Origin of the sequence: Bacillus sp. S2(2019), from assembly GCF_005144805.1 — a bacterium.
GTDB lineage: Bacteria > Bacillota > Bacilli > Bacillales > Bacillaceae > Bacillus > Bacillus altitudinis.
Map to the genome: position 1 here is coordinate 451,899 of NZ_SWFL01000001.1, position 18,866 is coordinate 470,764.

19 protein-coding genes and 1 pseudogene are annotated in these 18,866 nt (G+C 40.3%); 6 read left to right on the forward strand and 14 right to left on the reverse strand.

Annotation, left to right across the window (positions count from 1 at the left end; genetic code table 11):
- Nucleotides 1-24: 24 nt before the first annotated feature.
- The 5 genes from FBF75_RS02270 to glsA all read right to left on the reverse strand — a co-directional run bounded on the left by FBF75_RS02270 (nucleotide 25) and on the right by glsA (nucleotide 8,043).
- On the reverse strand, nucleotides 25-1,458 hold the full coding sequence (locus FBF75_RS02270; protein WP_046527240.1) for a cryptochrome/photolyase family protein: 1,434 nt from the start codon (nucleotides 1,456-1,458) through the stop codon (nucleotides 25-27).
- Nucleotides 1,459-1,761: 303 nt separating this feature from the next.
- The gene (gene pyc / locus FBF75_RS02275; RefSeq protein ID WP_025207282.1) at nucleotides 1,762-5,208 is read right to left on the reverse strand and encodes a pyruvate carboxylase; all 3,447 of its coding nucleotides are present in this window, start codon (nucleotides 5,206-5,208) and stop codon (nucleotides 1,762-1,764) included.
- A gap of 79 nt (nucleotides 5,209-5,287) precedes the next feature.
- Complete coding sequence (gene ftsW, locus FBF75_RS02280) at nucleotides 5,288-6,499, reverse strand: putative lipid II flippase FtsW (protein WP_008345051.1); 1,212 nt, start codon at nucleotides 6,497-6,499, stop codon at nucleotides 5,288-5,290.
- A 210-nt stretch (nucleotides 6,500-6,709) separates the two neighbouring features.
- Nucleotides 6,710-6,991 carry an Fpa/YlaN family protein gene (locus FBF75_RS02285; RefSeq protein WP_003212509.1) on the reverse strand — a complete coding sequence of 94 codons (282 nt, stop codon included), beginning with the start codon at nucleotides 6,989-6,991 and terminating at the stop codon, nucleotides 6,710-6,712.
- Between the two features lie 122 nt (nucleotides 6,992-7,113).
- The gene (glsA, locus tag FBF75_RS02290) at nucleotides 7,114-8,043 is read right to left on the reverse strand and encodes a glutaminase A (protein ID WP_035392166.1); all 930 of its coding nucleotides are present in this window, start codon (nucleotides 8,041-8,043) and stop codon (nucleotides 7,114-7,116) included.
- A 120-nt stretch (nucleotides 8,044-8,163) separates the two neighbouring features.
- On the opposite strand from glsA, the gene FBF75_RS02295 reads away from it, so the two are divergent.
- Nucleotides 8,164-8,646: a hypothetical protein gene (locus FBF75_RS02295; RefSeq protein WP_008345056.1), complete on the forward strand. Its 483-nt coding sequence runs from the start codon at nucleotides 8,164-8,166 to the stop codon at nucleotides 8,644-8,646.
- 15 nt (nucleotides 8,647-8,661) lie between these two features.
- Here FBF75_RS02295 and FBF75_RS02300 read toward each other — a convergent pair whose 3' ends face one another.
- On the reverse strand, nucleotides 8,662-9,984 hold the full coding sequence (locus FBF75_RS02300) for a PhoH family protein (protein ID WP_025207279.1): 1,323 nt from the start codon (nucleotides 9,982-9,984) through the stop codon (nucleotides 8,662-8,664).
- A gap of 140 nt (nucleotides 9,985-10,124) precedes the next feature.
- Here FBF75_RS02300 and FBF75_RS02305 point away from each other — a divergent pair, with 140 nt between their 5' ends.
- Together FBF75_RS02305 and FBF75_RS02310 are read left to right on the forward strand one after the other, a co-directional pair.
- Nucleotides 10,125-10,742, forward strand: coding sequence for a YhcN/YlaJ family sporulation lipoprotein (locus tag FBF75_RS02305; protein WP_008345059.1), 618 nt, complete (start codon nucleotides 10,125-10,127; stop codon nucleotides 10,740-10,742).
- Nucleotides 10,743-10,847: 105 nt separating this feature from the next.
- Nucleotides 10,848-11,078: a YlaI family protein gene (locus FBF75_RS02310; RefSeq protein WP_008345063.1), complete on the forward strand. Its 231-nt coding sequence runs from the start codon at nucleotides 10,848-10,850 to the stop codon at nucleotides 11,076-11,078.
- 29 nt (nucleotides 11,079-11,107) lie between these two features.
- On the opposite strand, the gene FBF75_RS02315 is transcribed toward FBF75_RS02310, so the two are convergent.
- Both FBF75_RS02315 and typA read right to left on the reverse strand, forming a co-directional pair.
- Nucleotides 11,108-11,389 (reverse strand): YlaH-like family protein, encoded by a 282-nt coding sequence (locus tag FBF75_RS02315; RefSeq protein ID WP_045034298.1) that lies wholly within the window; start codon nucleotides 11,387-11,389, stop codon nucleotides 11,108-11,110.
- Nucleotides 11,390-11,485: 96 nt separating this feature from the next.
- Entirely contained in the window at nucleotides 11,486-13,324 is a 1,839-nt protein-coding gene (gene typA, locus FBF75_RS02320; RefSeq protein WP_008345068.1) for a translational GTPase TypA, read from the reverse strand.
- A gap of 114 nt (nucleotides 13,325-13,438) precedes the next feature.
- Between typA and FBF75_RS02325 the strand changes: the two genes are divergently transcribed.
- Together FBF75_RS02325 and FBF75_RS02330 are read left to right on the forward strand one after the other, a co-directional pair.
- The gene (locus FBF75_RS02325; protein WP_008345070.1) at nucleotides 13,439-13,618 is read left to right on the forward strand and encodes a DUF5325 family protein; all 180 of its coding nucleotides are present in this window, start codon (nucleotides 13,439-13,441) and stop codon (nucleotides 13,616-13,618) included.
- A gap of 273 nt (nucleotides 13,619-13,891) precedes the next feature.
- Nucleotides 13,892-14,527 carry a hypothetical protein gene (locus tag FBF75_RS02330; protein WP_035700632.1) on the forward strand — a complete coding sequence of 212 codons (636 nt, stop codon included), beginning with the start codon at nucleotides 13,892-13,894 and terminating at the stop codon, nucleotides 14,525-14,527.
- A gap of 44 nt (nucleotides 14,528-14,571) precedes the next feature.
- On the opposite strand, the gene FBF75_RS02335 is transcribed toward FBF75_RS02330, so the two are convergent.
- The 5 genes and pseudogenes from FBF75_RS02335 to FBF75_RS02355 all read right to left on the reverse strand — a co-directional run bounded on the left by FBF75_RS02335 (nucleotide 14,572) and on the right by FBF75_RS02355 (nucleotide 17,339).
- Entirely contained in the window at nucleotides 14,572-14,865 is a 294-nt protein-coding gene (locus FBF75_RS02335) for an anti-sigma factor family protein (protein WP_136944400.1), read from the reverse strand.
- Nucleotides 14,862-15,173, reverse strand: a pseudogene (locus FBF75_RS02340) (sigma-70 family RNA polymerase sigma factor); the annotation flags it as partial. The gene FBF75_RS02335 and the pseudogene FBF75_RS02340, both read right to left, overlap by 4 nt.
- The gene (locus FBF75_RS02345) at nucleotides 15,149-16,027 is read right to left on the reverse strand and encodes a hypothetical protein (RefSeq protein ID WP_240692308.1); all 879 of its coding nucleotides are present in this window, start codon (nucleotides 16,025-16,027) and stop codon (nucleotides 15,149-15,151) included. The pseudogene FBF75_RS02340 and the gene FBF75_RS02345, both read right to left, overlap by 25 nt.
- Before the next feature lie 183 nt (nucleotides 16,028-16,210).
- Entirely contained in the window at nucleotides 16,211-17,017 is an 807-nt protein-coding gene (locus FBF75_RS02350; RefSeq protein WP_008345083.1) for an inositol monophosphatase family protein, read from the reverse strand.
- 133 nt (nucleotides 17,018-17,150) lie between these two features.
- The gene (locus FBF75_RS02355; RefSeq protein WP_008345085.1) at nucleotides 17,151-17,339 is read right to left on the reverse strand and encodes a hypothetical protein; all 189 of its coding nucleotides are present in this window, start codon (nucleotides 17,337-17,339) and stop codon (nucleotides 17,151-17,153) included.
- 287 nt (nucleotides 17,340-17,626) lie between these two features.
- Between FBF75_RS02355 and FBF75_RS02360 the strand changes: the two genes are divergently transcribed.
- Nucleotides 17,627-18,262 carry a DUF1054 domain-containing protein gene (locus FBF75_RS02360; RefSeq protein WP_008345087.1) on the forward strand — a complete coding sequence of 212 codons (636 nt, stop codon included), beginning with the start codon at nucleotides 17,627-17,629 and terminating at the stop codon, nucleotides 18,260-18,262.
- Nucleotides 18,263-18,488: 226 nt separating this feature from the next.
- Here the strand turns inward: FBF75_RS02360 and FBF75_RS02365 are convergent, their stop codons facing one another.
- Nucleotides 18,489-18,758, reverse strand: coding sequence for a UPF0223 family protein (locus FBF75_RS02365; protein ID WP_008345089.1), 270 nt, complete (start codon nucleotides 18,756-18,758; stop codon nucleotides 18,489-18,491).
- Between the last annotated feature and the right edge of the window lie 108 nt (nucleotides 18,759-18,866).

The window sequence follows — 18,866 nt, forward strand, 5'->3', positions numbered from 1 at the left end:
TTCATCCGAAAAGGGGGATTTCTTTTATGTTTGTTTCGCTTCTTCGAATAGCGAAATGGCCTTTTTTCGTCTTTCTTGATGATCGACTGTAGGCAGAGGATATGTATCCCCCAGCATGCATCCCGATTTCATTTGCTCATCTATCGGCATTTTACTCGGTTCATGAATCCATTTTTCATTCACATGCTTTAGTTCTGGTACATACCTTCTAATATATTCTCCGCTTGGGTCAAATCGTTTCGACTGGGTCGTTGGGTTAAAAATACGGAAGTAAGGAACAGCATCCGTTCCGACAGAGGCTGCCCACTGAAATCCTCCAATATTCGAAGCCTCATCATAGTCGACAAGTTTTCTCGCAAAATACGCTTCGCCCATTCTCCAATCGATGAGATAATCTTTTGTCAGGAATGAAGCCGTCACCATTCTCAAACGGTTATGCATCCAGCCTTCTTCATTTAACTGTCTCATCCCAGCGTCAACGAGCGGGAAGCCTGTTTGTCCTTTACACCAAGCTTCAAAAAGTGTCTCATCATCATTCCATTTTATATGTTGAAAGGAGGCATTGATTTCTTTTTCTTTCATCTCTGGATAATGCGCAAAGATCATATGATAAAAATCACGCCATGCCAGCTCTTTGATAAATGTTTCCTTGCCCTCATCTTCAAAAAGTTCTTCCTCATTGACCGCATGAAAGATTGTGCGAATAGAAATGGTCCCGGTTTTTAAGAACCGAGACAGCTTGCTCGTCCCAAAAACAGACGGAATATCTCGTTTCTCGTGATAACGCGTCAATCTTTCTTGAATAAAGCCGCCTAGCGTGCTTCTCGCTTTGTCTGACCCAATCTGATCGAATTTCCTTGTACATTTCTTGATGATGTCCCTTAGTTTCTCATCTCCCTTTTCAGAAAGTGACTCATCACAAATCGTGTGCTCACTGCTCAGAAATGATTTGTCAACTTTTATCACAGACTGCTTCTCCTGCTTCCGCCACGCTTGATAGTATGGAGTAAACACTTGATAATGAGACCCATCCGCTTTTAAAATATCTCTCGCCCCATGCAGATGCGTATCTTGCCACTTTGACACATGAATGCCCTTTTCTTCTAAGAAACGGGTCACTTGCTCATCACGTGTTCGACCATTTCCTACTTCGTCCTCATTAAAAAAGACCGCATTGATGTCATAAGCATTCATGAGCTTTTGAAAAGCGGACAAAATATCATCATGAATGAGATGAACATACATGTGAGATTCTCTCGCTTCCTTGACGAAATTGGCCAAGTTTTGAAAGAAATGTTCGTTGTTCAAATCCAGTTCCATTTCTGTAAAAAACGGATCTAGATGATAAAAAGCAAATAATCGGTACTGATGTTTTTTTGCATATGTGATCGCTTTTGATAAGGCGATATGATCATCCAATCGCATATCTCGGCGAAACCAAATCACGACAATTTCCACTCTTTCTTCACCTCATTCTATAGTGTAATCACTCTAGCGGGCGGCTGCACATTTTAATGCGCTCAAAAAAAAAGACACATCACAGTGGATGTGTCTTGGATTGTTGACAAAGGGCTAAAATGCTCTTTATTTTAGCCCTTTGTTTTCTTTTCAGCGTGATAGAAAGCCCTTGAAGTCTAGGAAAAGAACGAGTACTGGAGCGGAGCGAATTTGACATTCGTGAGCACCAGCACGCAGGACTGACAAAGAATGCAAGGGTTTGTCTACACGCTGAGACACATCGCAGTGGATGTGTCTCACTCATTATTCAGGCTTTAAGACAATCAACAGATCTCCAGTTTGAATCCCTTCTCCATTCGTGACATGAATTTCATCCACGACTGCTGAGAACGGTGCTTGTACCGTCGTTTCCATTTTCATCGCTTCATTGATCATCAAATGCTCACCTTGAGAAATTTTCTGTCCTTTTTCAACAAGCACTTTGATCACAGTGCCTGGCATCGATGCCGCAATGTGATTTGGATTTGAGCGATCTGCCTTCATTTTTTCTTGAACGGAGGATTTGATGCTTTCATCCTTAATGACCACTTCACGCGGTTGTCCATTCAGCTCAAAGTAAAGCACTCTTGTAGCGTCCGGATTCGGTTCTCCAATTGACACGAGTTTGACAATGAGGGTTTTCCCTTTTTCAATTTCTACCTCAATTTCTTCACCAAGTCTCATGCCGTAGAAGAAGGTTGGTGTGTCAAGAACAGAGATGTCTCCATAGCTTTCTGCTGTTTGAACAAATTCAGAAAAGACTTTCGGGTATAAAGCATATGCAATGGCATCTTGTTCTGTTAACGTCAAGTCATGCGATTCTTTGAACTGCTTTTTGATTTCTTCAAAGTCCACTGGTTTCAGTTTCTCACCTGGTCTGACAGTAAGCGGCTCCTCCCCTTTTAAAATCAGCTTTTGCAATTTTTCTGGGAATCCGCCATGAGGCTGTCCTAAATAGCCTTTAAACAATTCAACAACCGAATCTGGGAAATCCAGTGTTGCTCCTTTTTCATAAACATCCTCTTCTGTCAGATCGTTTTGCACCATATAAAGTGCCATATCTCCGACCACTTTAGAAGACGGTGTCACTTTCACAATGTCACCAAACATGTCATTTACACGTCTGTACATTTCTTTTACTTCATTCCAGCGGTCGCCAAGGCCGACCCCTTTCGCCTGCTGTTGCAGGTTACTATACTGGCCACCAGGCATTTCATGCTCATAAATTTCTGTATGCGGTGAATTCATTCCGCTTTCAAACTCATGGTAATATTTTCTGACGGAATCCCAATATTGAGAAAGACGTTCAACCGCTTGAACATTCATTTCGGGCTTTCTTTCATGTCCGTCTAAAGCATAATATAATGAGCTCGCACTTGGTTGTGATGTGAGCCCCGCCATAGAGCTGACTGCAACATCAACAATATCAACACCTGCATCAATCGCTCTTGCATAGGTGAAGAGTCCATTTCCACTCGTATCGTGTGTATGAAGATGGATTGGAATCGTGAGCTCGTCTTTTAGAGCAGATACAAGTTCATAAGCCGCCTGCGGTTTTAATAATCCCGCCATATCTTTAATGCCTAAAATATGAGCGCCTGCGGATTCAAGCTCCTTCGCAAGAGAGACATAATATTTCAAATCATATTTCGGACGTGATGGATCAAGAATATCACCTGTATAACAAATCGCTGCCTCTGCCACTTTGCCTGATTCACGAACAGAATCAATGGCAAGCGTCATGCCTTTGACCCAGTTTAGGCTGTCAAAAATACGGAAGACGTCAATGCCTGCCTCTGCCGATTCCTTTACAAATGCTTTAATCACATTATCCGCATAGTTTGTATATCCGACAGCGTTTGATGATCTTAATAGCATTTGGAACAAAGTGTTTGGCACTTCTTGACGAAGCTCTTTCAATCTTTCCCAAGGATCTTCTTTCAAGAAACGATATGCCACATCAAATGTAGCGCCGCCCCACATTTCCATACTGAATAACTCTGGCCATAAACCTGCTGTTGGCTGCGCAACTTTCTTTAAGTCGTGTGTTCTAAAGCGTGTTGCAAGCAGGGATTGATGTGCGTCTCTAAAAGTTGTATCCGTTAAAAGTACACTGCTTTGCTCTTTCACCCAATTGGCGAGCCCCTCAGGTCCATGCTTGTCTAACAATTGTTTTGTTCCAGAAGGAATCGTTTCATGGACAGCAAGTTTCGGCACATTTGGTTTATCAAAATGAGGCTTCTTATTTTCCGAAATACCAGGGAACCCATTAATGGTAACGTTACCAATATAAGTAAGCATTTTCGTTCCGCGGTCTTTTTGCTTAGGGAAGTTAAATAGCTCTGGTGTTGAATCAATAAACGATGTATCATATTCCCCTCTTAGAAACTTCTCGTGCTTTGCAACGTTTTCAAGAAACGGGATATTTGTTTTAATGCCACGAATCCTGAATTCTTGTAAATTTCGGACCATTTTAGCCGCAGCTTGATCGAATGTAAGTGCCCAAGTAGACAGCTTGACCAACAGTGAATCGTAATAAGGTGTAATCACCGCACCTTGGAAGCTGTTTCCTGTATCAAGACGTACTCCAAAACCACCGCCTGAACGGTAAGCCATGATTTTTCCTGTATCTGGCATGAAGTCATTCAAAGGATCTTCTGTTGTGACCCTTGATTGAATGGCAAATCCATGTGTAAAGATATCTTCTTGTTTTGGTATCCCGACTTCTTTGCTGTGGAGGTCGTGTCCTTTTGCGACAAGAATTTGGGTTTGGACGATATCGACACCTGTGATCATTTCTGTGATCGTGTGTTCCACTTGGACCCTAGGATTGACTTCAATAAAATAAAACTCCCCATTTGCCACTAGGAATTCTACAGTCCCTGCATTGATATATGATACATTCTGGGCCAGCTGAACAGCCGCTTCACAGATGTTTTCACGCAATTGATCTGACAGGGACACACTTGGTGCAACCTCAATGACTTTTTGATGACGCCTTTGAACAGAGCAGTCACGCTCATATAAATGAATGATATTGCCGTGATTGTCTCCAATCACCTGCACTTCAATATGTTTCGGATTTTCAATCAGCTTTTCAACGTATACTTCGTCATTTCCAAAGGCCGCTTTCGCCTCTGACTTTGCACGGTCATAGGCTTCGTTCAGCTCCTCTTTTGATCTGACAATCCGCATACCTCGGCCGCCGCCTCCAAGTGAAGCTTTAATAATAAACGGGTAACCGTATTCTTCACCGAATTTTTCGACTTCTTTGACCGAATCAACTGGCCCGTCACTTCCTGGAATGACTGGAATTCCAGCTTTTTTCGCTTCATCTCTCGCTTTTACTTTATCTCCAAACATATCTAAATGTTGAGAAGTTGGGCCGATGAATTGGATGCCTTCCTCTTCGCATCGTCTTGCAAAATGAATGTTTTCAGATAAAAATCCGTATCCTGGATGAATCGCATCCACGTCATTTCGTTTTGCAATTTCGATGATCCCCTCGATATCAAGGTAGGCATCAATCGGCTTTTTCCCTTCTCCAACTAGATATGCTTCATCGGCTTTATAGCGATGATAAGAGCCCGAGTCTTCTTTGGAGTAAATGGCCACTGTACGTAAGTTGAGCTCCGTACAGGCCCTAAAGACTCTGATAGCGATTTCCCCTCTGTTTGCAACTAGAACCTTTTGAATTGTTCTCTGTGACATTCTCACTCCTCCATATCCCTTAAAATTTTATATGTACTCTATAATAAAGGAAGAAATGAAAACTGTACACTTTTGTTTTCTAAAGATTCAAAGTTTTCTGCAATCCATTTTTTTGAATCGATGGTTTGCTGATTGATTTTTTCTTTTTATAACGCTCTTTATATTCAGTGAACATGCTGATATTCAGCAATATTCCCATACATCCACTTAATAAAATGATAGAGGATCCCCCGTAGCTGATAAACGGAAGTGTGACCCCAGTGATCGGAATGAGCCCTGAAACACCGCCCAAATTAATACACGTTTGGATGGCAATCATTGAAGAAATTCCTATTGCAAGCAAACTTCCAAACGGATCTTCACACTTTCTCGCAATGTAAAAACCTTTCACGACAATAAAGCCAAGGAGAGCAAGGACAAAAAATACACCGAAAAAACCAAGCTCTTCCGAGATAATTGCCATGATAAAATCTGTATGCGGTTCTGGAAGGTATCCATACTTTTGTACACTCTCTCCAAGACCAAGCCCAAAAAAGCCGCCTGATCCAATCGCATAATATGAATTAATCAATTGATGCCCAGAAGCGCCTGCGTCTTTAAATGGATCTTGGAAACTCTCAAAACGTCCAAGACGATTCTGCGTGAAAATTTTATCCCAAAAAAGAATAATAAACGGTGTCACAACAACCATCACCGCACTAAATAAAGCGAGCAGCTTGGCCAGCGTTTTACCGCTAAACCCTGAGCATAAAATCATCGCAAGGGCAATCATACCAATGATAAAAGCTGTCCCATAGTCTGGCTGCAAAATAATAAATCCGCATAGGATGGAGACAACCACAATTGGAGGTGTAACCCCTCTTAAAATATGGTCAATATAATGCTGCTTCTTTGCATAGACAGCAGCAAGATAAATGATGACAACGATCTTCACGAATTCCGCTGGCTGAAGACTAAAAGGCCCAAATTTGATCCAACTTCTAGCATTCCCTGCAATGTGACCGCCAAAGTACACATAAATGAGAGAAAACACAGATAGCAAAAGCATCACAATTTGGAATCTTTTATTTAAGAGCAGCTGATACGGAATGAGGGCTGTAAAAATCAAGATGACCGCCCCGACAATCATAAATAAAAGCTGTTTCTTGAAAAAATTATCTGGCGCAGCATCATATCTGATCACAGATGTAATCATACTTGAGCTATACACCATCACCAAGCCGAATGCGCTAATTAATATAATGGCGAACAATAATGAGTAGTCATACGATTTTAGCATTCTCTTTAACATATAATCCTCTTCCTAACGTCTATTTCTACTGCTTGATATTCTCTTCTCTTAGCTGTTCTTATTCTACTACATTTTCTCCGTTTGATCCCGTTTTACCTCTTTATATTGTTCGTCTTTCATGAGACAATCAAGTCCGTTTGGCATCAATCAAAATAAAAAGGCGGACAAAAAAACTCAAACTTATGTTGTGGAAGTTTGAGTTTTCAATCATTATTTTTTTGTGAACGCATCATGAAGTGCGGATAGTTCTCTCTCAAGTTTATCGAGTAGTTTTTTGCCTTCATGTTGATCAACTAATCCAAGCCGGACAGCGAAATCAATTTCTCTCGATAATCCGAACATTTGAGTATCTAAAACCTCTTCATAAAGAGGACATTGCGGCATCGTTAAGTTGTCCATTTGCACTTGGATCAATTTTAAAATTTTATCTGCATCCAATTTTAATAAAGCCAGTGCTTTTTGCCGATGATCGACTAAAATTTCTGACGCCAAAAGTATCCCTCCGTTCCCCAGGCGAGTACCTAATTCTTCTATTTATCATAAAGCGAAACGCCCAAAATTGCAAGCAGATTTGTACAGTTCGCTCTGTAAAAATAAAAAGAAGCCATTCGTTATTAAAAGATACTCATCTCATATTTTTCACTCATGAGCTCAAGCAGCTTAATACCCGCAATACTATTCCCTTTTTCATCCAAAGCAGGCCCGAATATACCTATCCCAAAGTCGTATGGCGCCGCCCCCATAATTCCGCCTGAAACACCACTTTTAGCAGGGATTCCGATATTGATCGCAAATTCCCCGCTCGCATTGTACATACCGCATGTGACCATAAACGTTTTACAAATTCTAGCGACATCTTTCGAAAGGATTTGCTTTCCTGTCTCTGGATGCCTGCCATCTAATGAAAAAACACACGCGATCTTCGCCAAATCCAGGCTGTTCATCATGACGGCGCACTGCTTCGTATAGACATCCATCACCTCTTCTACATTCCCTTTAATGATATGATATTGCTTCATATAATAGCACATTGCGCGGTTAATCATTGATGTTTCAAATTCGGATGCAGCGGTTTCTTTGCAATATGTAATGGTGGTGTCATTGGCAAGCTCTCTAATAAAACCAAGCAGCCGGTTCAGCTGATCTTGCGGCGTTGCCCCTCTGATTAAACTTGTAACGGCAAGCGCTCCTGCATTAATCATTGGGTTAAGCGGCTTATTTGGGCTTGCTGTCTCTAGTTTAATCATCGAATTAAACGGGTCGCCAGTCGGTTCTTGTCCAACATATTGAAACACTTTTTTCGGTCCTTCTTCTGAGAGCACAAGCGCCAGTGCTAATACTTTTGAAATACTTTGCAGGGTGAATCGTTTATCAACATTTCCTGCTGAGTGGCACGTATTACTCACATGATAAACAGCGACAGATAAATCCGATTGATCCGCTTTACCGAGTGCCGGAATATAGGATGCTACCTTTCCATTTTTGGCCACCTTTTTTGCCTCTTCTACAAATCGCTGAAGCTCTTCATTGTCACGACATGCCATGCCCAAAATCCTCCCTATTTTTCGTCTAATCGTAGTTTGTACAAGGAGGTGCATGTTTATGAAAGTGACAAAGCGGGCGAAAACTTCTATAATTTATGTTGGAAAGGGGTTGTCTTGAACATGAGCATTATTCAAATCAAGGGGAACGTACAATACAAGATCACCATTGATCCGAGTGTATGGATTTTTGATGACCGTAAATTTTTAATGGATTCATTTTTTGAGAAAAGTGCAGCAAACGAAGAGCAGCAGCTAGATCAGGAGCTTGATCAAGAGCGGGTCATAAGAGAAGGTCAAACACTTCCACCCACATTAAAAACAGAGAAAAAGTACGAAAAAGAAAGACTTGTCACAGGCAGCTTCGGGATGAAACTTGGCGACATGATAAAAAATGCAGAACCGCTCGAACAAGCGGAGACGTGTGAATTTGTCACAGAAACAGAAACAATTGCTGTTCCGCTCTCTAAGGCGATGGATAGCATTGCCCATTTCAGCCAAAATGGAAAACCTATAACAGAAGAAGGACCAATCCACGTTTATTTCGAGGATCAGTCCAACATCACTCAGCCGATTAAAGGCGTCAAAGAGTTAATCATTACATAAGATGGCGGGTCTGGACTATAATAAATCAGCTGCAAGCTGTGCAAGTCCAGACCTTTCTCCTTTGACAAGCTTGACATGTCCAGATATTTGCTGCCCTTTGAAACGCTCAATGACATATGTGAGCCCATTATTTAAGCTGTCTAAATAAGGGTGATCAATCTGCTCTGGGTCTCCCATCAGCACAATTTTACTTCCCTCACCAACCCGCGTTAATAATGTTTTTACTTCGTGTTTTGTTAAGTTTTGCGCCTCATCGATAATGATAAATTGATCAGGGATACTTCTCCCGCGAATATACGTTAAAGCTTCCACTTGAATTGAACCGATGCCCGCTAGTATCGCATCGAGTTCACCAGGTTTTTTTGTGTTAAATAAAAATTCTAGGTTGTCATAGATCGGCTGCATCCACGGTCTGAGCTTCTCTTCTTTTTCGCCTGGCAAATACCCTAAGTCCTTACCGACAGGAACAATAGAGCGGGCCACGATGAGCTTTTTAAACATGCCGAGGTCCTCTGTCTGCATTAATCCAGCAGCAAGTGCAAGCAGTGTCTTTCCTGTTCCCGCTTTTCCGATAAGTGTCACAAGCGGAATATCGCGGCGTAAAAGTAACTCAAGCGCCATCGTTTGCTGGACATTTTTTGGGCGAATTCCCCAAATATGTTCTTGGTCATAAATAAGCCGTTTCACATGCTCTGCTTTTTGATCAAGCATCCCCAAAGCAGAACCACCCTCATTTCCCTTCATAATAACAAATTGATGAGGGTTTAATGGCGTTTGGGTGACGTCTTTTATTGGTAACTGATTTTGCTTATAAAATGTATTCAGCTGCTCAGTCGGAATATAGAGCTCATGATAGCCGTTATCAATGTCTTCATTTTGCAGCACACGATCGCTTAAGAAATCCTCTGCTTGCAGACCAATGGCATCCGCCTTTACTCGCACCAGGACATCTTTGCTGACCAAAATAACAGGCCGGCCATCCGGTTTTGTTTCTTCCTCTAAGCTCAAATTCTTGGCAACAGCCAAAATCCGGTTATCGTTTGTTTTTTCGATGAAAATTTCTTGAAGTTCATGGAAAGAGCGATGATTCAGCTCAATACGAAGTGTTCCTTTTGACTCCAGCGTAATTTTTTCATGCAGTTTGCCTTTCGATCTCAAGCCGTCGATTAAACGTGAGACACGTCGTGCATTTTGCCCAACCTCGTCCATATATCTTTTTTTCGAGTCAACTTCTTCTAACACTACGGCCGGAATCACGACCTCGTTGTCTTCAAATGAAAAGATTGAATTCGGATCCTGTAATAACACATTTGTGTCTAATACATAAATTTTACTCAGGTCCTTCGCCTCCTGATCGGGGTTTCATTCATCCTTGTCTTTCCAAAAACGATTGTTAAAATATATGTTTTCATGAATAAAGTTAGAAGGTTAATTCAACAATAAAATAAATCATGCAGTTTGTGAAGGAGGGAATACACATGCGACTATTTTTGACGTTATTCATGGTTCAAACCATTCTTTTATTAGGCGCTTGCCAACATCAAGAGAAGCCTTTGGCACAAGAACATCAAGACGGAAACAAGCATTTAGTAAGAGTATCAGACTCATCCAAGAAAAACACTGACAAAGCCCGCCCATCAACAGATGTGGCAAAACACCTAGTGAATGTGACTGAGCATGTAGCAGATGTAAATGACGCAACAGCGATCGTCATCGGCAAGTACGCTGTCGTTGGCATTGATGTAAAAGATGATTTAGATAGAAGCAAAGTTGAAACCATTAAATATTCAGTCGCCAAAGCTCTGAAAAATGACCCAGAAGGTGCGAATGCTGTTGTCGTCGCTGATCCAGATACAGTGAGCCGTTTAAAGGAAATGGGCAAAGAAATTCAAGCTGGCAGACCAGTAAGCGGAATTATGGATGAACTAGCAGCCATTGTGGGCCGTGTTATGCCAGAAATGCCTCGAAATGAAATCGACCGTAACGAAACAGATCCGACGAATGATCCGAATCATCAGCTCAAACAACAAGATCAAAAGCAATTAGAAAAAAATCAAAACGATCAATCAAACCATCATATGAATCAGAAGAAATAATGAGAACGGCTTATATCTCTTGTGATATAAGCCTTTTTTATGCTGATTTTAAGTGGCTCAAAAAACATGCTATAATGAAGGCATGACCAAAGTGAGGTGAAAATGATGAGAGTGAAGTGCTCATTATGTGAAAAGCTTGAAACCATTAATGATGATACACTTGTTGCTAAACGGTTAAGAAATCGACCGATTCATACATATATGTGCGATGACTGCCAAGAAAGAATTAAAGTAAAGACAGAGGCACGCATCAAAACAGGCAGATTCTCTCTTTATCAAGATCCTGCGACGAAAGAGAAAAAGAAGAAAAAAGGAAAAAAAGAACAGAAGACATAAAAAAGACCTGACACAAGTTCAGGTCTTTTTTACGTACTCACTGTTCCTTCTTTTTTCGCACGATGCAGCCGTATTTTATAAATAATCAAAATGACAGCTGCCACAACCAGGCCTTCTGCTACTGGCAAGAAGATTCCTAGAAATGTGAGAAACGTGCAGCCAAAAATCAAAAACAAATAAATGACAAGTGCTTTTAAAATCGGTAAACGTCTAGCAAAGCCGAGTTTAAAAACAATAATCGCTAAAACAAGGATGGTGCCATATAGGAGCCACATCCCTGTTTGCGGATTTTCATCGACACGAAACAGCATCGCGAAAAAGGATAGATTCTCACTTACTTCCTGATCATTCAAAAAGATTCCCTCCCCTTATCTTTCAGGGTTCTATCTTTTTAATTCTTCATGGAATTAAGATAATCCTGCTAGCTTTTTCTTCTTCGCAGCTTTCTCACGTTCGTTTTTATCTAAAATTTTCTTTCTTAAACGGATCGATTCCGGTGTAACCTCACAGTATTCGTCTTCATTTAAGTACTCAAGAGATTCCTCAAGTGACATAATACGTGGTTTTTTCATACTAACCGTTTGATCTTTTGTCGCTGAACGTACGTTTGTTTGTTGTTTCATACGGCTCACGTTGACAACAAGATCGTTTTCACGGTTATGCTCACCAACAATCATTCCTTGGTATACTTCAACACCCGGCTCAACGAAAATCACACCGCGCTCTTCAACGCCTTGGATTCCGTAAGCAGTTGCTTTACCTGTTTCCATTGAAACAAGTACACCTTGACGGCGTCCGCCAACTTGACCAGACTGCATCGGCTGGTAGCTGTCAAATGTATGGTTCAAAATACCAAAACCACGAGTTAATGAAAGAAATTCAGTTGTATATCCGATTAAACCACGTGATGGAACTGTAAAGATCAGGCGAACTTGACCGTTACCATTATTGATCATGTCAATCATTTCACCTTTTCTTGCACCCATTGATTCCATAACAGAGCCAGTATGCTCTTCAGGTACATCAATTTGAACACGCTCTACAGGCTCACATCGAACACCATCTACTTCTTTTACAATAACTTCTGGCTTCGATACTTGCAGTTCAAATCCTTCACGTCTCATATTCTCAATCAGAATTGATAAATGAAGCTCACCGCGTCCTGATACAACCCAAGCATCAGGTGAATCCGTTGGATCTACACGAAGACTTACGTCTGTTTGAAGCTGCTGTTCTAAACGCTCTTCAATTTTACGTGATGTCACGTACTTTCCTTCACGGCCTGCAAACGGGCTGTTATTGACAACAAATGTCATTTGAAGTGTCGGCTCATCAATACGAAGGATCGGCAAAGCCTCTTGGTGTTCTACCGGGCAGACTGTTTCTCCTACGTTGATGTCTTCCATACCAGATACTGCGACAAGATCTCCAGCTTTCGCTTCATTGATTTCCACTCGTTTTAACCCTTGGAAACCAAAAATCTTTGTCACGCGGAATTGTTTTACACTGCCATCCACTTTCATTAGAGCAACTTGCTGTCCTACTTGCATCGTTCCTCTAAATACACGGCCAATTCCAATTCTTCCAACATAATCATTGTAATCAAGTAGCGCCACTTGGAATTGAAGCGGCTCTTCATGGTTGTCGACTGGGCATGGGATATGGTTGACAATCGCTTCAAACAACGATTCCATATTTTCATCTTGCTTACTAGCATCGTTACTTGCTGTACCATTGATTGCTGATGCATATACAACTGGGAATTCAAGCTGTTCTTCTGTTGCATCCAATTCAATGAACAAGTCAATGACTTCATCGACTACTTCAGCTGGACGAGCAAAGTCACGGTCAATTTTATTGACAACAACAATTGGTGTTAAGTTTTGCTCAAGTGCTTTTTTTAGCACGAATCGTGTTTGAGGCATACAACCTTCATATGCATCCACAACGAGAAGTACACCATCTACCATTTTCATGATACGCTCAACTTCACCACCGAAATCGGCGTGTCCTGGTGTATCTAAAATATTAATGCGTGTATCTTTATAATGGATCGCAGTATTTTTAGCTAAGATCGTAATACCGCGCTCTCGCTCTAAATCATTTGAATCCATGGCTCTCTCAGCGATATTTTCATTCGCACGGAAAGTACCAGCTTGATGGAGCAATTGGTCAACAAGCGTCGTTTTACCATGGTCAACGTGGGCAATAATTGCGATGTTGCGAAGGTCTTTTCGAAGTTTCACATTTTCATCTCCTAAAATAATTAGATAACTTTCATATTATATCACAATCCCCTTTAAATGCCGATCGTTTTTCTGTAAACTTATATTAACTCTAAAAAAAAGGGATGGAGACAAATGAAACAAATCAAATGGCTTCTATTATTATGTGCATTACTTGCCGTCGTCAGTATGGCGTTTATTGGAGTGTCTGTTGCAGAAAAAAGCATACTGGGAACATGCTTAAGTATTGTGTTCGCCATGATTTTCATGGGTACAGGATTTACATTAAAACGAAAATTAAACGTACAATCATAAAATTTATGAAAAGCCTTTTACATTTTACATGTAGAAGGCTTTTATTTTGGGTAAAAACAAGACTAACCACCTATGTAACCCTAGTGATTCAACTAAAAACTTCATATAGAGTTGGCAAATATAAGCAATCTGAACTCTTCCATTTTTCGACAAGAACTTTTATAGTTCTCCAAAAACAAACACAAAGTTACATTTTTCCTATTCTTCCACAAAGTTTATCATGGTATGCTGTTCTTGCAACAAAATTTAACAGAAAAGGGAGAGAAAAGAAGCATGAAGAAGTTTTTGAGCAAATCGCTCAGCTCTGTTGTATTTTTCGCTTTAGCTATCATTTTTACTTTCACAACAGTAGCTCCTGGGCAAGCAAGTGCTGCAACTTTCAAAGGGATTCCTTTTGAGCAGCAACAAATTATTAAAGATTTATTGGAGAAAAACGAGCGTGTTATCAGCATTCTCATCAATTCATTTGTTGAGGAAGACAACAACTACACATTTGATGTGAAAAAAGCTGTTGAGCTCGGTTTGACTGAAGAAGAAGCAGCGACTGCTGAGAAATTCTTAGATCGCGCAGCTGTTCTTACAATCGTTTTCAGTGAAAGCATCACTAAAAACGAAAAAGGAAAATTAGTTTTTGATGCAGAAAAAGCTGTTGAACTTGGTCTTACTAAAGAAGAAGCAACTAAATTCGAAAAGCTTTTCAAATCAGTGATCAGAATTGTTGATCTTGCTGGTGATGCACTTGTTCTAGACAAAAAAGGAAACGTTGTAATTGATTCTAAAATCGCTAAAGGTCTTGGATTCAGCTCTACTGAATTACTTGTTTTCAACCAATTGCTTAAGAAAATTCCTCAAGAGCAATTAAAAACGTTCTATGATGCAGTTCAAATTGCTAAAGAAAAATTGAACTAAGCTCAAAAAACCCCCATCCGGTTCATCCAGATGGGGGTTCTTTCTTATATCCAATAGATCAAGAGCATGATGAGATAGACGATACTAAAAACGATACTTGCCCGTAATAACAGTTTTCCATAGTAGCGCCTTTCAAACTTTCTTTTTTCTTCTTTTTCATCTATGAACGGTATGAAATCTGTTGACTTTGCAATAGAGACTGGTTCTTTCATTTCTTCATATAGATGAAGGCATTTTTCGCATGAACGTAAGTGCTCATTCACTAATTGATTTGTTTCTTCACTCGTGTCCCCTTCTATATAAAGTGGTAATAGTTCTTCAATCAAATAACAGCTCATTTGTTGAACTCCTCACAATGTAGCTTTCGTTTCAGCTCTAATCTTGCTCGATGAAGGGTTGTCTTCACTTTAGACAAAGTCCAATTCAAAATTTCCGCTACTTCTTCATACGATAATTCCTGAATATCTCTTAAAATGAGGACTTCTCGGTAAGAATCCTTCAATTGATTGATATGGCTCCACAGCCTTTGAATATCAGCTTGAGTTTCTAAATGCTCTTCAGGTGTCAAGAATATCTGCTGCTCTAAAAAATCAGCTTTTTCTACATCCGTAAAAGTTCGTTTTACTTTTCGGCGATAGTCGTTGAATATAATGTAGTGTCCGCTGGTACAAACTTTGAAGCGAATGCTTTCGCACTTGCTTCAGATAAAGGGCGATATTCTTCTGAAAAAGTATCTGTCAGTTCCGTTTTAGTAAATTGAAACATGATATGTGGGAGATTTAGGATCGGGTTCAGCATTAGCGTAAAAAAGACGACAATTCCCCAAGCACCCCACTGTCTCAACTTCCCCTTGTTTTGTAGTAACGCACATAACAAATGTAATGTCATAAAGCTTCCTGCGGCCGCTACTAAAATCACAATGGATTTAAACGAAGATTGTAGCTCATACTTCGAGATAGAAGGATAAAAAATATACAGCAGCGCAGCGAAAATCAGGCCATAGAAAAACAGCAATTCTTTCCACTTCTGATGCCAAAACAAACGAAAGAATAGGTGAAGTACCAAAGCGGCAAAGCCAATCATAAGCAAAATGATGATCAAATCTCTCCATATCAGCTCCGCATCACCGCTGAGAAAGAACTTTTTGCTCTCAACTAACACAATAAATACCGTTTGACATAAAGGCAGAAGTAACACAGATAAATCAAACGCAAAAAACATGCCTTTATTTTTTAAATAAGGAAGAGAAATCACATAGAAAAGTGATGCAAGCAAGACATATCCATAGATGAGAAATTGCATGAAATCTGTCATCACTTCAAATGTTTCGATCGTATACTGTCTAGCTAGCACTTGGTGGATCATCTCAAGTGTCATACTCCCTAGCAGAACTACTCTTAATACGATTCCAGCATAAAATACATAACTACTCTTCTTTTCTTTCCATATGGGAAGTGTAATGAAAAGGACAAATAGTCCAAGCACACACCATTGAATCATGTGGATACTGTACTCATTTAAAATAAAAAACCTTTCAAAATGGAGGGATAAATCACTAAACAAATCAAACATTGCTACACAATCCTTTACATCAAATTAAGGCCTCATTCGTTTAGACATCTGCCTTACCAAAAAGTTTCAGGAAAAACAAAAAATCACTTCATTCTCATGAAGTGATGTTGTTTATTTTTTATTTCCGCTTCCTTTTATGTAATCATGCAAGATTTTTTCACAGACGGATCGATTTCCAGCAACAATGCTATTTTTCTCTAGAAACGTCAAGCGTTCTCCGTGAATATTAGAGTAAACAGCGCCTACCTCATCAAGTAACACACATCCAGCAGCATAATCCCAAGGCGCTAGCCTTAACGTGACATATGCGTCGCTTCTTCCGCTTGCAATATAAGCTAGTTCAAGTGCAGCTGACCCAATCGTTCTTGTTCCTCTCACAGCCCGTACGAGACGGGCAAACGGCTTAGCGTCAAAATGGGGGCTTTCAATCGCCCATGTTGGGTTAATGCCGACAATGGCTTTTTCAATGGCGACATCTTTTAGAGGCGGGAGTAAGATATCGTTCATATATGCCCCTTCTCCTTTGACTGCATGATAGAGCTCGTCATGGATGACGTCATAAATAAGACCGATTTTCCCCACACCATGTTCAAATATCCCAATTGAAATGGCAAAATTTCGTTTTTGATGGACAAAGTTCATGGTGCCATCAATTGGATCAATGATCCATACTATCCCGTCAAGAGAGGTCACTTCTTCCCCTTGGCCCTCTTCTCCTAAAATATGATGATCTGAAAATGTCGACTGTATCTTTTCAATGAAGAAACGTTCTGTTTCTTTATCGATGTTTGTGACAAGATCATTTGGATTTGATTTTGTTTCAATTGATAGACCTTCCTGCATGGATGCTTTAATGCGGCTACCCGCTTCTTTTACCCAAAGCTTTGCAAGTCGGTCAATTTCCACCCAGTTTGTCATCGGACTGTAAACCTCTTTTCTATGTAGTACCTATTTGTATTAGCATACTGATATTATGTACGTAAAAGCAAGAAAAAAGCAGCTTCATACAAAAACGAACCGATGAATTGGTTCGTTTTTACCTCACCTTGTTTTACCCTTGAAGCTGCTCCCATTCTTTTCTTAGGCGCTCAAGCTTTCGTTTGCTGCGTTCTACTTGGATATCGTCTTTTTGCTCGATGGCTTCATGAAGCGTAGAAAGCTCATAATCAACCTCTAATCTCCACACAGCGATGCGATTCTTCTTCTCTTGTCTATACCCATGCTTCACGATTTGCTTCATTGGTCAACGCCCCTTCCAGAGAATGATTCATTCCTTGTCAGTTTTCATTGATAAAAAATACAATCGATAAGAGAAATGGTTCTTGCTTATATCGTATGAAGCGATCGCATAACCGCAACGACATTCTGAAAATTGTGTTTTTACCTATTTGTTATGTACCACAAAATCGATGTTTTTAAACGCCGAACCAAGATCCCTGCTATCTTTCTCTTTAAAGTGCATCTTTTTTTGAGCTTGACCCAAGCTATGATAAAATATGATCAGCGAAAAGATACAGGAGGCATAACATGAGTGAAATGCGTTTTAGAGATGAAGATTTTGAAACATTCACAGTAGACGGTTTAGATGAACGGATGACCGTATTAAAAGAGAGAGTCCGTCCAAAGCTTGAAGCACTTGGTGAACATTTTGCACCGCTGCTTTCTTCTATTACAGGAGACGAAATGTTTGTCCACGTGGCAAAACATGCAAGAAGATCAGTCAACCCGCCAAATGACACTTGGGTGGCTTTCGCTAACAGTAAGCGTGGGTATAAAAAGCTCCCTCATTTTCAAATTGGGCTTTGGAAAACTCATGTATTTGTATGGTTTGCGCTCATTTATGAATCTCCAGTAAAAGGTGAATATGGGCAATTATTTGAAAAAGAGCTGGACACGATCCAAAAGAAAATACCGCAAGACTTTGTTTGGTCTAAGGATCATATGAAACCGGACGTCCTCCGCCACAGCGAACTTGATGCTGAACAGCTGAGAACACTATTTGAACGTGTTCAAACAGTCAAAAAGGCCGAACTCCTTTGCGGCATCCAGCTTCCTAGAGAAGAAGTTGTTCAAATGAATAATGAAGAATTCTTATCAAAAATTGAAGATGCCTTCCGCACAGTAACTTATCTATACCGCTTTACACAAAAAGAATCTGTATAAAAAAACGAGCCTATGTTGGCTCGTTTCAGATTGTTGACAAAGGGCTAAAATGAACTTTATTTTAGCCCTTTGTCTTCTTTTCAGCGTGATAGAAAACCTTTGCAGTCTAGGAAGGACGAGCACTGGCGCGGAGCGAATTTGGCATTCGTGAGCACCAGCGCGCAGGACTGACAACGAATGCGAGGGTTTGTCTACACGCTGAAACGAGCCTATATTGGCTCGTTTTTTACATCCGTATCATAGCTGTTTCTTCAGCCTCTCTTGCGCTTTTTACTGTTCGATAAGGGGAATACCCACTTCCCTTTTCAAACGCCGCACAATGCGTCTTTTCTTCTGCTTTTGATGGTACAACTTCTTTAAATCGTTTATAAGCCTCTAGTAACGCTTGTTTCGCAATTCCTGTTTCATAGGCTTTTTCAACGGCTTGAAAAAATGAAATGACCGCCATCTTTTCTTCAGTTGTCCAGTCGACGTCCATTGGATATTGATATTCCATTTACTTGTCCCTCACTTTAATCCACATTTCTTATTTGAACTTTTATTATAGCATCTGTTTGATCAGAATCCGATTGATTTTATGCTTTACATTCCGATCAGTTCATAA

Excerpts from the sequence above, each read along its gene's own strand:
- pyc (WP_025207282.1), bottom strand. The coding sequence starts at position 5,208 with ATGTCACAGAGAACAATTCAAAAGGTTCTAGTTGCAAACAGAGGGGAA.
- ftsW (WP_008345051.1), bottom strand. The coding sequence starts at position 6,499 with ATGTTAAAGAGAATGCTAAAATCGTATGACTACTCATTATTGTTCGCC.
- glsA (WP_035392166.1), bottom strand. The coding sequence starts at position 8,043 with ATGGCATGTCGTGACAATGAAGAGCTTCAGCGATTTGTAGAAGAGGCA.
- FBF75_RS02295 (WP_008345056.1), top strand. The coding sequence starts at position 8,164 with ATGAGCATTATTCAAATCAAGGGGAACGTACAATACAAGATCACCATT.
- FBF75_RS02305 (WP_008345059.1), top strand. The coding sequence starts at position 10,125 with ATGCGACTATTTTTGACGTTATTCATGGTTCAAACCATTCTTTTATTA.
- FBF75_RS02310 (WP_008345063.1), top strand. The coding sequence starts at position 10,848 with ATGAGAGTGAAGTGCTCATTATGTGAAAAGCTTGAAACCATTAATGAT.
- FBF75_RS02315 (WP_045034298.1), bottom strand. The coding sequence starts at position 11,389 with ATGCTGTTTCGTGTCGATGAAAATCCGCAAACAGGGATGTGGCTCCTA.
- FBF75_RS02325 (WP_008345070.1), top strand. The coding sequence starts at position 13,439 with ATGAAACAAATCAAATGGCTTCTATTATTATGTGCATTACTTGCCGTC.
- FBF75_RS02330 (WP_035700632.1), top strand. The coding sequence starts at position 13,892 with ATGAAGAAGTTTTTGAGCAAATCGCTCAGCTCTGTTGTATTTTTCGCT.
- FBF75_RS02335 (WP_136944400.1), bottom strand. The coding sequence starts at position 14,865 with ATGAGCTGTTATTTGATTGAAGAACTATTACCACTTTATATAGAAGGG.
- FBF75_RS02345 (WP_240692308.1), bottom strand. The coding sequence starts at position 16,027 with ATGATTCAATGGTGTGTGCTTGGACTATTTGTCCTTTTCATTACACTT.
- FBF75_RS02350 (WP_008345083.1), bottom strand. The coding sequence starts at position 17,017 with ATGACAAACTGGGTGGAAATTGACCGACTTGCAAAGCTTTGGGTAAAA.
- FBF75_RS02355 (WP_008345085.1), bottom strand. The coding sequence starts at position 17,339 with ATGAAGCAAATCGTGAAGCATGGGTATAGACAAGAGAAGAAGAATCGC.
- FBF75_RS02360 (WP_008345087.1), top strand. The coding sequence starts at position 17,627 with ATGAGTGAAATGCGTTTTAGAGATGAAGATTTTGAAACATTCACAGTA.
- FBF75_RS02365 (WP_008345089.1), bottom strand. The coding sequence starts at position 18,758 with ATGGAATATCAATATCCAATGGACGTCGACTGGACAACTGAAGAAAAG.